The organism is Dactylosporangium sp. CA-233914 (genome assembly GCF_050942935.1).
GTDB lineage: Bacteria > Actinomycetota > Actinomycetes > Mycobacteriales > Micromonosporaceae > Dactylosporangium.
In genome coordinates this window covers 5,589,807-5,602,989 of the sequence record NZ_CP192030.1, presented here as the reverse complement: position 1 = coordinate 5,602,989, position 13,183 = coordinate 5,589,807, and the positions used below count along the sequence as shown (strand labels likewise).

The 13,183-nt window shown below is 70.1% G+C and carries 11 protein-coding genes and 5 tRNA genes; 6 read left to right on the top strand and 10 right to left on the bottom strand.

Features of this window, described 5'->3' with window-relative positions; all coding sequences use genetic code 11:
- The first annotated feature begins 145 nt into the window (after positions 1-145).
- Positions 146-1,387, top strand: a complete 1,242-nt coding sequence (locus ACQPY0_RS24775; RefSeq protein ID WP_432993142.1) for a hypothetical protein — start codon at positions 146-148, stop codon at positions 1,385-1,387.
- 35 nt (positions 1,388-1,422) lie between these two features.
- Here ACQPY0_RS24775 and ACQPY0_RS24770 read toward each other — a convergent pair whose 3' ends face one another.
- Positions 1,423-2,094: a hypothetical protein gene (locus tag ACQPY0_RS24770; protein WP_432993139.1), complete on the bottom strand. Its 672-nt coding sequence runs from the start codon at positions 2,092-2,094 to the stop codon at positions 1,423-1,425.
- A 55-nt stretch (positions 2,095-2,149) separates the two neighbouring features.
- On the opposite strand from ACQPY0_RS24770, the gene ACQPY0_RS24765 reads away from it, so the two are divergent.
- From ACQPY0_RS24765 to ACQPY0_RS24755, 3 genes are all read left to right on the top strand, one after another.
- On the top strand, positions 2,150-2,890 hold the full coding sequence (locus ACQPY0_RS24765; RefSeq protein WP_432993136.1) for a MerR family transcriptional regulator: 741 nt from the start codon (positions 2,150-2,152) through the stop codon (positions 2,888-2,890).
- A gap of 151 nt (positions 2,891-3,041) precedes the next feature.
- Positions 3,042-3,935 (top strand): hypothetical protein, encoded by an 894-nt coding sequence (locus tag ACQPY0_RS24760; protein WP_432993133.1) that lies wholly within the window; start codon positions 3,042-3,044, stop codon positions 3,933-3,935.
- Positions 3,936-6,211: 2,276 nt separating this feature from the next.
- Complete coding sequence (locus ACQPY0_RS24755; protein ID WP_432993130.1) at positions 6,212-6,775, top strand: dihydrofolate reductase family protein; 564 nt, start codon at positions 6,212-6,214, stop codon at positions 6,773-6,775.
- 129 nt (positions 6,776-6,904) lie between these two features.
- On the opposite strand, the gene ACQPY0_RS24750 is transcribed toward ACQPY0_RS24755, so the two are convergent.
- The 8 genes from ACQPY0_RS24750 to ACQPY0_RS24715 all read right to left on the bottom strand — a co-directional run bounded on the left by ACQPY0_RS24750 (position 6,905) and on the right by ACQPY0_RS24715 (position 10,763).
- Entirely contained in the window at positions 6,905-7,912 is a 1,008-nt protein-coding gene (locus ACQPY0_RS24750) for an RNA polymerase subunit sigma-70 (RefSeq protein ID WP_432993127.1), read from the bottom strand.
- A 612-nt stretch (positions 7,913-8,524) separates the two neighbouring features.
- Positions 8,525-9,082 (bottom strand): dihydrofolate reductase family protein, encoded by a 558-nt coding sequence (locus ACQPY0_RS24745; protein ID WP_432993124.1) that lies wholly within the window; start codon positions 9,080-9,082, stop codon positions 8,525-8,527.
- A gap of 56 nt (positions 9,083-9,138) precedes the next feature.
- The gene (locus ACQPY0_RS24740) at positions 9,139-10,077 is read right to left on the bottom strand and encodes a sigma-70 family RNA polymerase sigma factor (protein ID WP_432993121.1); all 939 of its coding nucleotides are present in this window, start codon (positions 10,075-10,077) and stop codon (positions 9,139-9,141) included.
- Between the two features lie 265 nt (positions 10,078-10,342).
- A tRNA-Arg gene (locus ACQPY0_RS24735) sits at positions 10,343-10,417 on the bottom strand.
- Between the two features lies 1 nt (position 10,418).
- Positions 10,419-10,494, bottom strand: a tRNA-His gene (locus ACQPY0_RS24730).
- A 32-nt stretch (positions 10,495-10,526) separates the two neighbouring features.
- A tRNA-Pro gene (locus ACQPY0_RS24725) sits at positions 10,527-10,600 on the bottom strand.
- A gap of 13 nt (positions 10,601-10,613) precedes the next feature.
- Positions 10,614-10,686: transfer RNA gene (locus tag ACQPY0_RS24720), tRNA-Arg, on the bottom strand.
- Between the two features lies 1 nt (position 10,687).
- Positions 10,688-10,763, bottom strand: a tRNA-Pro gene (locus ACQPY0_RS24715).
- A gap of 274 nt (positions 10,764-11,037) precedes the next feature.
- Here ACQPY0_RS24715 and ACQPY0_RS24710 point away from each other — a divergent pair.
- Positions 11,038-12,006: a DUF2332 domain-containing protein gene (locus ACQPY0_RS24710; protein ID WP_432993118.1), complete on the top strand. Its 969-nt coding sequence runs from the start codon at positions 11,038-11,040 to the stop codon at positions 12,004-12,006.
- Between the two features lie 2 nt (positions 12,007-12,008).
- Here ACQPY0_RS24710 and ACQPY0_RS24705 read toward each other — a convergent pair whose 3' ends face one another.
- Positions 12,009-12,671, bottom strand: coding sequence for a hypothetical protein (locus tag ACQPY0_RS24705; protein ID WP_432993115.1), 663 nt, complete (start codon positions 12,669-12,671; stop codon positions 12,009-12,011).
- An 88-nt stretch (positions 12,672-12,759) separates the two neighbouring features.
- On the opposite strand from ACQPY0_RS24705, the gene ACQPY0_RS24700 reads away from it, so the two are divergent.
- Complete coding sequence (locus ACQPY0_RS24700; RefSeq protein ID WP_432993112.1) at positions 12,760-13,173, top strand: DNA-binding protein; 414 nt, start codon at positions 12,760-12,762, stop codon at positions 13,171-13,173.
- The last annotated feature ends 10 nt before the right edge of the window (positions 13,174-13,183 follow it).

Below are 13,183 nucleotides of genomic sequence, written 5' to 3'. Positions count from 1 at the left end.
AAGCCTCAGTCGCTCACATACCCGACCCGGATCGGCCGGCTTCCTGTGCTCGCCGGCCGATGCCTTCCTTGCTCCCCGGCCGTACCATCGCTGCTGTTGTCGCGCCCGGAGGTAGCCGGCGTGGGCGTCGCGTCGGGAGGGGCCGATGAGCGATCTGGACCGCTATGTCGAGGCGCTGTTCGGCGACGACGCGGACGCGCCGGTCGGTTTGGGCCAGGTGTGGACGCCGCAGCTGCATGGATCGGTGATGGCCCGGCTGCGGGCCGGGTCTGAGCCGAGAACGCGGACCGTTTGCGAGTACGTCTCCGGTATCCACAAGACGCCCGGGACATATCGGTCGGGTCGGCGGACGGAGCTGCGCAACGATCGGGAGGTCATGGAGGCCACCGATTCGTGGGTCGAGCGCTGGGCGGAGGGGACCGATCCGGAGTTGGCCGTACGCATCCTCGGGCACGGGGTCGAGGCCGCGGTGCGTCAGTACGACCGGGTCCGGGCAGCCGCGTGGTACGAGCGGTGGCGCCGGTGCAAGACCAGCCGGGCGCTTGCGCTTCGCAAGCACCGTGGGTTCTACACGTTCATGGAGGGCGGCGTCGACGACTGTCCGGATTGCGTTCGCGACATGGACCTGCTCGCCGGCGGCGGTTTCGACCGGGCCGCCGCCGAGTTGCTCGCCGCGGGCGGTCCGGCCGCCGACTGGCCGGAGCAGGCGGTCAAGCTGGTCGCGTGGGTCACCGCGCAGCGCCACCCGTCCTTTCGGCTGTTCGCCCAGCGCGCCGCCAACCGCGTCTGGTACATCGACCTGTTTCGCGCCAGCGTGGTCGTGTTCGACGGGCAGTCCATCGCCGCGTCCCCCGTGCCGTTCACACTGAACCCCGCCAGCGACGTCGACTTCGTCGCCGACGCGACCGGATGTGACCAGCAGATAGTGGCCTTCTCCGGCAAGCACAACTACCGGGCGGCGCAGCGTTACGGCCGCCACGTGCTGCTCGTGGAGGGCACCTACTACCCGTCGCGCGGTCAGGCCGAAATGAACTACTCCGTCTGGCTCTCCCCGCCGACCGCTGAGGAAGCAGCCGGACTGGTCGAGGACTTCGCCGCCTCGCTGCCGCGGTCGTTCCGGCGGGCTCCGATCTGGTCAGACCCCAAACGCGGCTCCGTCATGCGCAAGTACAGCGGCGAGTTCGCCGTCGGCGTGTACGGCAGCAACTGGGCGACCGGACTCCAGGGCGCCCAGCTCGACCGCGAGTTCGCCGGCGAGCAGGAAGCGATCGCCGCCCTGCAAGCGCAAGAGCTCGACTGGCTCAAAGCCGGAAAGGTACTCACCAACCTCTACCTGCGAATGCCCAAACCACAGCCCAGCCCGGACGACACCAACGAATCGCACTGATCGCGCCGAGCCGCTGTGCGCAGCGGGCCGGCCCCCTACCGGAGGTCGGTGTGGATCAGCCGCCAGCCCAGCATGCCGTACCAGACCATCACCGGTAGGTGGAGGCTGTAGCCGAGCTGTTCCAGCCTCGCCGACGGGCCGTCGATCCCGGTTGTCCATGGCAGCAGAACCGCGGCGAGGCCGGAGAGCGCAGCGATCACGCCAGCGCGACGAAGCGCGGTGGGCAGCAGTGCGCCGAGCGCGGTCGTCACGGTCGCGGCAACCCAGAGTAGCCCGGCCAGGTTGACCGTCCACTTGGCGGTGACGAGGACCGCCGAGGCCACCATGGCGGCCGCCGGGTCGGTGGGATCAGCGGCCAACTGGGTCAGCGCCAGGTTTCCGGCATCGTGAAGCAGACCCGCCAAGCCGGCGCAGGCCAGCAGCCCGCCGGCGAGCGTTGCCAACTGCGACCTATGCTCGGTAGGGCGGGCGGTCATCACGAGCCCGGCCGCGAGCAGGGCGAGCCAGCCGACGATATCGAGGCCGAGCCCGATCAGATGCGATGCGACCCGGGCGTTCACGACTGTCAACACGGCGGCGGGGTCGGCCGGATTCAGGGTCAGCCCTGATGGCACGACGAGGGCCACACCAGCGAGCATGGCCAACAACGAACTCAACAGCAGCGCGCCCGTCAGCCGGGCCGCCGAGCGATGGTCAGCGGGACTCATGGCGGCACGCTAGAACCCTGCCGCAGGGAGAAGGTCAAGGCAGGAGGAAGGTGTCGTGTGGCGGATCGGGGACCTGGCGCGGATGGTCGGGGTATCCGAACGCACCCTGCGCCACTACGACAAGATCGGGCTATTGGCCCCCGCCGCGGTGGACCGCGCCACCGGCTACCGGTGGTACGGGGTGACCGAACTGGCCCGACTGGAACGCATCCGGGGACTGCAGCACCTTGGCCTGTCACTACGCCAGATCACCGACGTCCTGGACGCCCCCGACGCGCACCTACGGCAGGCCCTGGCCGAAACCGTGGCCGCCCTTCGTCGCGACATCGCAGCCAAGGCCGCAGCCGTGGCCGCCGCAGAGGACCGGCTCGCCACACCGACATCAGTCCTGCCTCAAAGAGCCACGGTCGGCGCGCGCCGATTGCGCGTGCGCCACCTGAGCATCGCCCACCCGTCCGAGCTGGCGGCCCTGTGCCCGCCACCGCCGACGACCCTGCTCACCTGGCTCAGCGGGCAACCGACCGGAAACTTCGCCGCGGCCGTCACCGTCGACCGCGCAGGAGAGTGGCTCGACCTGCCCGCCCGTTCGGTGGTGCGAGCCGTCGTCCCACCGGCAACCGGAGTGGTCCGCGCCGGCCTCGACCTGTTCGATTGGCTGCACCGCCGTGGCCTGACCGTCGCCGGGCCCACTTTGGAGGAGCACCTGGTCGACGCTGACCACGCCGTCGCGACCGTCTTGGAGGTACCCGTGCGGCCCGCGACACCCCTACCCGCCTCGCGCAGCGCGTCCCTCTGATAATGCCGGTCGAGTTTCGCCAGCTTGGTCATCATCTGCGCGGGCATACCTCCGGTCGTACGCGCGCGGGCCGACCGACGGGGGGCTTGATCGGGCTTACTCTCATGCCGTGGTCCGGGCGCGCGGCGATGTGTTGAACTAGGGCATGCAGATGCGTCCCGCAGAACTGGCGGCGATCCGTGCCGGCGATGTCGACGTGGCGTTCCGCCGGTGGGAACGGCCTCGTGTCAGGGTCGGCACCCGGATGCGTACCGCGGTCGGACTGGTCGAGGTCACATCCGTCGACCGCGTGCCGGCGAGGTCGCTGACCGCCGCGGACGCCCGCCGGGCCGGCGCGGCGTCGCTGGCCGCGCTCCGGCAGGGATTGGACCGCCTCCACCCCGACCGGCCGGTGTATCGGATCGGGCTACGGTACGCGGGCGTCGACCCGCGGCACGCGCTGCGCGAGGCGGTGCCCGACGCCGCGGAGATCGACACGATCGTCGCGTGGCTCGACCGCCTCGACCGCGCCTCGCCGACCGGCCCCTGGACCCGGGCAACGCTCCTGCTGATCGACGAACTGCCGGCCACCCGGGCACCCGACCTCGCACAACGGATGGGGCGCGACACCCCAGCGTTCAAACAGAACGTGCGCAAACTCAAGGAGCGCGGCCTGACCGAATCCCTCGACATCGGCTACCGACTCTCGGCACGAGGTGCCGCCGTCCTGGACCACGAGGGTCATCCCCGATCGACCCCCGCTCGGCCGGTCCCGGAGCCGGGCATCCCGCTGCCACACCTCGGCGCAGCCGCGACCCGTGCGCTCACCGCACACGGTGTGGTCCGCCTCGAACAGGTTGCCGAACTCAGCGAGGCCGAGGTGCAGGCACTCCACGGAGTCGGCCCCTACGCCCTACGCCACCTACGAGCCGCGATGGACGTCGCCAGGCTGACCTTCCGCGCCGATCCCGGCACATCACCACAGGTCACCGTCACGCCAGAGACGTCCCGGACATCAGCTCACAAGCCGCCACCGACAACGACCGGACGATCACGCCTACCTTGACACAGCGCGCACATCTGCCGTCGACCGTGCACTCCTCGTCACACCACGTGACAGGCGTCAAACGCCGGCCAGTGCGCGGTTCCGATGACCGGGAACCGCAGCCGGCGCGGTTTTCTTGAAACCGTTCCTCAACCACGGACGATGACCACCGAGTGCATCAAACGCGTCGCGCTCGCAGACTCCTGAAAATACGCTTGCGGCGCCATGTCGTGCTGCCCTGCCTGCGGTCGTGGAGGTAAACGCCGGCCGGGCCCCACGGCAGCCCCCAGGTCCAAGTCAAAAGTAAAAGCAAAGAGCATTCTCAAATTTTTAGGAGGAAAAGCAATAGATTTGGGCTGTCCCCGAAGAGTTTACGAGCGCGACCCGTTTGATGCGCTCGATGGTCAGCGTCCGCCGTTGAGGCACGTTTGAGTATCGGCGGTGGCGGCGAGCGTCGAGTGCGCGGTTTCGTATCCATCGGCGAGGTTCCGGGATCGCGGCAGCGGCGACCGGGATCGCCCGCACGCCACGACACGCGACACGACGTTCAAGAATCGGCAGCAGACGGCGCGGTCAAGAGCAGACTCGGCACACGGATCCGCGGCAATCAGCGCGCTACGGAACGTCATGACGATTGGCCTGCCCAACTCACGGACATGCCGATGAGCGCGCGTGTTTCGTGCGTCGTCGTCATGATTATGGCGCTCGGAATTTCTGGTCGGTGGTCCGTTGGGATAGGGCTTGACGGATTGCGTACGTGGCATTTCCCGGGTACAGCTCTGGAGTGTTTGCCGGTATTTCTTCGTGGTGCCGTGTTGGCGGGCCGGCGCGGATTCTCGCTGGTGTGTCGGCGCTGTGCCGACGGGCCGGCGGGATGGCGCTGACGCGGTGGGTGCGGGCCGGCGCTGCGAGGCGGCGCCGGGTTGGTCGGTGCCATGCGTCGGGTGCGGCACTGTGGCGTGGTCGTCCGGGCCGGTCTCGGTCGCGGGGTTGCCCGGGCCGCGCGGGCGCTTCGCCCGGTGGCGGCGCCGAGGCCCTGTCTTTGGCCGGCAGTGCCGAGGTCGTGGCTGGGGCCTCGGGCGGCCGCGCCGTAGCCGTGGCCATGGCCGGTGGCGGTGCGGCAGCCCTGACTGGGGCTTCAGCCGGCCGCGCCGTGGCCGTGGCCATGGCCGGTGGCGGTGCCGAGGTCGTGGCTGGGGCCTCGGGCGGTCGCGTCGCGGCCATGTCCGGCCGCCGCGCCGAGGTCGTTGTCGTGGCTGGCGGCCGTGCCGTGGCCGTGCGCGGTGCCGAGGCCGTGGCCGTGGCCGTGCGTGGCGCCGAGGCCGTGGCGGTGGCCTTGGCCGGTGGCGTGGCCGGGGCCGGGGCCGAGGCCGGGGGCAGTTCGTTCACTGAGCCTTCCTGGCCGTCGGCAGTGACGCTTGCCGACGGGGTGCTCGCGCGTATTCGGCGGAGTTTCTCGGCGTGTCGCTGGGCGAGGCCCCACGCGCGATGCCGAGCATGCTCCCGACGGAACTCCTCATTCGCCGCGGAATAACGACGCGACCTGGTCCGGTCACGCATGGCAGCCAATTCAGACTTGCTCAACAATTGCAGCTGCCCCATGAATTCATTTTCCCAGAATCCAGCCGGACCCGCTGCCCCGCACGGCTGGCCATAATGTCAAATGGTGCACGCACATGCCGCCGATCACGGACGGTTGCCCAGCTCGGGAGCCTTGGCAGGCTTCCGCTCATACCGCGATACGGGCGGGTCCGGTGGCGATCATCGGGTTGAACGCGAGGATGGCCCCGGGCGGTTCGCCCCAGGGCCATCCTCGATCGCTCAAAGCGCGAAGCTGGCATCCACGATCAGTGACCGACCGAACGCGCTGCGCGTTTGCAGTTCTGTGACGTACCCTCGGCTAGAGACAAACCTGCACGGCTTGACCGTGACGTTGCCTGGGTTGAGCTGCGCCGATGCGGGGGCTGACCGCGTGTTCGAGCTGCCAAGGCGGTTGCAGGTTGGCGGTTCCGAACGGTGCTTCGTGCGCTGACGGCCGGCCCGTTGCCGCGCTCGCACCATGCCCTCCGTGTCGGCCAGGACGCATCAGATCCTGCGGGAGAGTTGTCGGGGTGTCCGCATGTCGGATCGGCGTACGTCTCATGACCGTCTTCGCCGATGCGGTTGGCTGGCCAGGTCTGCGCGGGGACCTTGTGTCTGCCAGCAGCGCGCACCGATGAGGTTTTCGCGCAGCGCCCGTCTGTACGTATGAGATCGACTTACGAGAGGCTGGCATGATGCGGAAACTGACATTCGGCATGAATGTGACCCTGGACGGCTACATCGCCGCGCCCGGGGACGACCTCGGCTGGAGTGGCGGTGAGGGACCGGATTCGTCGCCGAGCGACGAGCTGTTCCAGTGGTGGTCCGACCGGGTGGGGGCGACGGGCCTGGCGCTGTATGGGCGCAAGCTGTGGGAGGCGATGAGTCCCCACTGGCCGACCGCCGACCAGCAGCCCGGCGCCACACCGGCGGAAATCGAGTACGCCCACCGCTGGCGGGACATGCCGAAGGTGGTGTTCTCCTCGACGACCAGCACGGTCGATTGGAACACCCGCCTGGTCACCGGCGACGCGGTCACCGAGATCACCCGGCTCAAGACAGAGGACGCCGGCCCGATGGACATCGGCGGCGCGACGCTCGCCGGGGCGGCCATGCGGGCCGGGCTGATCGACGAGTACGTGCTGGTCACCGTGCCGGTCCTGGTGGGCGGTGGCACGCCGTTCTTCACCGCGCTGGACAGCTGGGTGAACCTGGACCTCGTGGAGACGCGGACATTTCCCGGCGGCGTCCTGCTGACCCGATACGAGACGAGGCGATGAGCACAGGCCAGTTGCTCGGCTCGTGAGGCCGGGTTCGTCGGGCATCGAGATGCCCCGCCGGCAAACGCCGGCGGGGCGGTGGTGTTCGCGTTGTCGCGTCGGTGTTCAGGACGATGGGGACTTGTCTGATCACAGTGTCGGGGGCAGGTCCAGCCATGGTTTGTCGGTGGCGTCGAATCCGGTGAGCTCGGCGATCTTCCCGTCGACGATGTGCAGGACCGCGATGTTGAACAACCGGTACTCCGGGTCGTCAGGGGTGCGGAGGTACAGCGCGGCGGCGGGCATGCGGTTGACCGTCGTGGCGATACAGCGCCAGTCGTCGTAGCCGGGCTGGAAGAGCCCACCGGAGACCCAGCCGTCCACCGCGTCCTTGGCCGTGATGACCGAGGTGCCCGCCTCGGGCAGCATCACGAAGCGCAGGTCGTCGCGCAGCAGGGACATCAGCCCGTCGAGGTCGTTGCGCTCATGGGCGTCGATGTACGACTTCACCACGCCGCGCTCGTCATTCGACAGCTCGTGGGCGGCGGGGCTCCGCCAGTCGAGGCGGCGGCCGGGCAGCTGCTCGCGCATCGTCACGCGCGCCCGCTGCAGCGCGCTGGTCACCGATGCGATGGTCAGATCGAGGGCGTCGGCGGCCTTCGACGCCGGCCAGCCGACGACGTCGCGCAGGATGAACACCGCCCGCTGCCGCGGCGGCAGGTGCTGGACGGCGACGATGAACGCCAGCTCGATCGTCTCCCGCGCCACCACCGATTCCTGCGGGTCCTCGGGGAGCATCCGGTCGGGGTACGGCTGCAGGTACAGCACCTCGGAGTCGGAGTCCGACAGCCCGGACGGTACGGGTGTGCGGTCATTGCGCTTCTCCAGGAAGTCAAGGCAGACGTTCGTCGCGATCCGGTACAGCCAGGTCCGCAGCGCAGCGTGGCCCTTGAACGACTCCCGCTTGTTCCACGCTCGCAGGAACGTCTCCTGCGTCATGTCCTGGGCGTCCTCGTAGTTCGCAAGCATCCGGTAGCAGTGCACCTGCAGCTCACGCCGGTGGCGCTCCGTGATGAGCGCAAACCGCGCCGTATCGCCTGAGCGAACCACCGCGATGAACGAGGCCTCGTCAGCGCCCAGCGGTCTAGCGTCGGTCATGGTCACCAATCCTTCCACCGGTGCGAGGGGGCTACCAGAACCGACGACGTGGCGGAAGAATTCTGATCGGTGAAGCCGCTGACACCGGGCCGTTCGTCAGGGCGGATGCCCTGGTGCGTCAGCTCGCCACCCGCAATGGGCACTCAGCAGCACATATCCGCCGACTGTTCGCCGTGATCAGCGAAGGCGGGACTCGCCGCGTGGCTCTACGTCGGCGTCGAGGACCGGGCGAACGCCCGACGCCACTACCGGCTCGTCGTGCGAGCCGCCGAACGGTCAGGCCACCCGCTGCTCCGGCGTATATGCAGGCCAGCATGAGCCAGTTCGCCGCGAACTGCGGCGACGCCACCGAGAGCGTGCGCCTGGGCGGAATGAGGCTCCAGGCTGCCCAGCCCGCAGTACAGCGACGGCTCGGTTTTGTACCCGGTACACCATTCGGTGGAGATCATCGCGACTGCGGCCACGGCCGGCAGTCCAGCGCCGCCTCAGCCATGATTACATGTCGCGGTACGCATCGATGCACGCTGTAATCGGGAGCTCTTGGTACCGCGTCAGTCTCGACGATCTCCATCCCGCGGCATGGGGTCCGACACGAACATCCTCATCTGCCGGTCACCGTGCGGCCCTGGCGTAGCGGGTGAGGGCAGCGGCACCGGCTGGCTCTGCCGACAGGGTTTCCAGTTGGACGGGCTTGTGGCCGGTGGGGAAGAGCCGTTGCCCGGTGCCGAGGATGGTGGGGAAGGTCAGCAGGCGGTATTCGTCGATCAGGTCTTCGGTCATGAGTGTGTGCACGACGCTGAGGCTGCCGGTGATGATGACGTCGCGCCGTTCGCGCTTGACGGCGTTGACGAGGTCGCCGTCGATGATCTGCGAGTTGGCCCACGCGGAGGCGTCGGTCAGCGTGCGGGAGGCGACCAGTTTGGGTATGGCGTTCATCCGCGCGGAGAACGGGTCGGCGCGTCCGGGCCAGATCCGGGAGAACAGCTGCCAGGTGGTGCGTCCCAGCAGCATGATCCCGTCGTCCAGCAGGCTGCCGAGGCGGAACTTGTCGCCGGCGACGGTCTCGGGGCCGTGCCGGAACGCCCAGCCGCCGGCCGGTGTGCCCCCAGAGCCGTCCGGATCCGACACGATTCCGTCCAGGGTGATGAACTGGATGACGATGACGCTCATGATGGATGTCCCTTCGCTGGATGCTCGCCGGTACATACCGGCGGCACCGGCCGGACTCATCGCCTCCGTCGGAACTCGTCGGGAGAAATCTCGGTGGGCAGGTCGAACGCCGCGAACGAGCCCGGGTCGGCGAACACGACGTTGTGCGCGACTAGGCCGCCAGTGATGGTGAGGACCTGCAGGGTGTGCAGGCGGTGCCCACCGCCCGGCTGGGGGGCGTAGGCGGCGAGCGCCGGCTGCTGGTTCGCGGACAGCCGCGTCATCGTCCAGCCCGGCCCGCGCATCTGGAACACACGGTCCATGAACCGGCCGTAGTCGCGGCTGCCCCGGTACCACAGCGGCACCGGCGGCATCTCGAGGATCGCGTCGTCGGTGAGCAGCCGCACGAGCGCGGGAACGTCGGCTGCTTCGAACGCCCGCACGTAGCGTTCGACCGCGGCGCGGACCTGCGGGTCGCCCGGCTCGGCGACCTCGCCCAGGTCACCCACCTCGGCCAGGGTGGCGCGGGCTCGTTGCAAAGTGCTGTTGACCGCCGGGACCGTGGTCCCGAGCTGTGCCGCGACCTCGGCGGCGCTGAACTGCAGCACCTCGCGGAGCAGGAGCACGGCCCGCTGCCGTGCCGGCAGGGTCTGCATCGCCGCCACCAGAGCCAGCCGCATGTCCGCTCGCGCCTCGACATCGAACCGCGCATCCGGGAATGGCTGCAGCCATGGGATGTCCGGCGCCGGGGTGAGCGGGGCCTCAGGATCATGGCTCGGCGCGCCCAGGCCGGACGGCAACGGCCGTCGCCGGCCGCCGTCGAGCGCGGTCAGGCACACGTTGGTGGCGATGCGGTACAGCCAGGTCCGCACCGACGCGCGGCCGGGTTCGTACCGGTCCCGGGCCTTCCACGCGCGCAGCATCGTCTCCTGCACCAGGTCCTCCGCCTCGTGGAACGAGCCGAGCATCCGGTAGCAGTAGGCGAGCAGTTCGGCGCGGTAGGACTCGAACTCCATCCGTTCATCCTGCACCCACGCCGCCGCGCCGCGGTCGCGGCGGCGTACCCGAGACAGGTTCAGCGAATTCAGCGTGGGACCGGCGCCCCAGAAATGGACTCTGCGGGGGCGACGCTGCTCGAACAGCTATTCCGCCCCGGGGTTCGACCCCCTACAAGGAGGAAGCCGTACACGTTTTACCGCGTGGACGGCGATCATAGCCCAGCCACGTGCTGGACCCGCTCTCCACTCGGATGCCCGAAGGGGCGTGCGTGTTGATCAAACGTGCCCCCCGGCAGGAATCGAACCTGCGGCCTCCGGCCCCGCATGCCGGCGCTCTGTCCAACTGAGCTACGAGGGCGTGGGGTGAACACCGGGAGTCGAACCCGGACCTCCAGAGCCACAATCTGGCGTGCACAACCCGTACACCATGAACACCGTGTCCGTGCCAGGGGTCGAGCCTGGCCTCGTCGGGCTGGCCGGATTCGAACCGGCGGCCTCGCGCACCCGAAGCGCGCGCGCTACCAAGCTGCGCCACAACCCGTTGCATCACTGCGCACCCCGAGCAGGAGTCGAACCTGCAACGCACGGCTTCGTAGGCCGTTGCTCTGTCCATTGAGCTACCGGGGCATGGTCGGAAACCGGGGAGTCGAACCCCGCACTTTCTGACCCCAAATCAGATCCGGTCACCGCGCCGGTCGTTTCCGAAGAATTGCACGGGAAAAGCGGAAATGCGGGAAATGAAAAACCGCCCGGTCCCTGAATGGGGGCGGGGCGGTCGAGGGGAAGCGGGCTGCTACCCTCGCCACCGGCCCACAGGTCGGCGCACTGGCATGACATGGATCACGTGTCGGGTAACGGCGACGGTCGTCATTTCGGGCACCTCCTGCGCTTCATTTCGGGCGGCTTCGACACGAACTACAGTACGCGCCGAATTCAACCCGGGCAACAGATTAATCGCGTCGATGTAAATTCGGGGGCATGTCGACGGATGAGGAGTACCGGTACTTCGCGACCGTGATGGCGCGGGGCAGTTCGCCGCTGTACGAGCGGCTGGCGCTCGCGGTCGCCGGGGACGAGGAGATGCTCGCGATGCTCGACGGGCTGCCGCCGGCCAAGCGGCAGCCCAACCTCCTGTTCGCGGCGGCCCGGCACGTGGGCGGGACGCCGGCGGACTACGCGCAGCTGCGCGACACGGTGTTCGGCCGGCGCGAGGAGGTCGTGGCCACGATGCTGGCCCGGCGTACGCAGACCAACGAGCCCGGGCGGTGCGCGGCGCTCTACCCGGTGCTGGCGTCGCTGCCGCAGCCGGTGGCGCTGCTGGAGGTCGGCGCCTCGGCGGGGCTGTGCCTGCTGGCGGAGCGATACGGGTACGAGTATCGGGGAGACGACGAAACGGTCCGGGGCGGCGCCACGGACAGTGCGCTGCTGCTGCGCTGCCGCGTCGACGGGCCGGTGCCGGCGGTCTCCCCCGGCGCGGTGCGGGTCGCCTGGCGCGCCGGGATCGACCTCAACCCGCTCGACGTGCGCGACGAGGACGACGTGCGGTGGCTGCGCACGCTGGTCTGGCCCGAGCAGACCGACCGCCTGGCCCGCCTGGACGCGGCGCTGGAGCTGGCCCGCCGCGACCCGCCGCGGGTCGTCGCCGGCGACCTCAACGAGCGGCTGGAGGACCTGGCCGCGCAGGCGCCCCCGGACGCGACGCTGGTGGTCATGCACACGGCGGTGCTGGACTACCTGCCCGGGCCGGGCCGGGCCGAGTTCGTGGAGCGGGTGGGGCGACTGCCCGGCCACTGGCTGTCGCAGGAGGCGGCCGCGGTCTTCCCGCACATCGCCGCGCGGCTGCGGGAGCCGGAGCCGCGGACCGCGGCATACGTGCTGGCGCTGGACGGCCGCCCGCTGGCGTACACCGCGATGCACGGCGGGTGGCAGCGCCCGCTGGCCGGCTGACGTCAGGACACGGCGATCCACGTGGCCCGGGCGACGGCCAGCGCGGCACCCGAGGGACCGTACACAGTGGACTGTGTTTCGGCCTTGCGCCCCTCGCCGCCCACGTGGCGGCCCATCACCACGCACACGTCCCCGGGGGCCGGGAGGGCGTCGATCCAGGCGGACTGGCGCCCCAGGACGTAGGGGCGGCCCGGCGCCAGCACCGCCCAGCCGCCGGGGCAGTCCAGCGCCGCCCACATCATCACCTCGTCGACGTCGCCGGGGACGTGCCACGGGGTGGCGGTGCGGGCGTCCGGCAGCGGGCCCGGGCGCAGCCCGAGTCCGTCGTCGCGGCCGGTGCCGCACACGAAGCAGGTCGGGAACGGGTGGTCGAGCAGGCCGGCGTATGCGGTGGCGGCGGCCTCGGCGTCGGCGAGCGGCACCGGTGGCACGGCATCCGGGCGCCCCGCCGCCGCGCGGGCCTCCGCGACGAGGTCGTCGCCGTGCATCGCCCGGCCCATGCCGGCCACTGCGTCGCGGACCAGGGTCAGGTCGGTCTCCAGCGGGGGCGGGCGGCGCAGGGTCACCTCGGCGGGGGCGAGGCCCAGCGCCGTCGCGAGCAGGCCGGCGCTGTAGCCGCCGTTGCCCGAGCCGGGTGGTCCGTTGTACCGCGCCGCGATGCGCATGCCGACCCCTCCTTCACCGTGCTGCGAGCATACCCTAGCCATGAACATTGTGTTGAAAACGTTGCGTTGAAGTGGCAGGCTCTCGGGCATGGCCGAACTGCTGAACCGTCCGGACCCCGCGGCCCGGCGCGCGGAGCGCGTGTACGCCGCGCTCGCCCACCTGACCGACCGCCACGCCGGGTCGCCCGAGCTTCGTCAGCGGCACGTGCACGCCGACGTGCCCGCGCCCCACGAGGTCGTCCGCATCGCCGCGGCGATGGCGGCCGGGTCGGTGCCGCCCGCGCCCGGGGAGCCGGCGCTGGACGAGTCCGACCTGGTCGCGGCGCTGACCCTGCTGCCGGACGTGCGGGCGGAGCTGGACGCCACCGAGCGATACCTGCTCGGCACCGCCCGCGAGCGCGGGATGACCTGGCAGGACATCGCGCTGAGCCTGGGGCTGGGCACGCCGCAGGCCGCCCGCCAGCGTTACGAACGCCTGGAAGCCCGCACCGTGGACCGCTGACGTCGCGCCC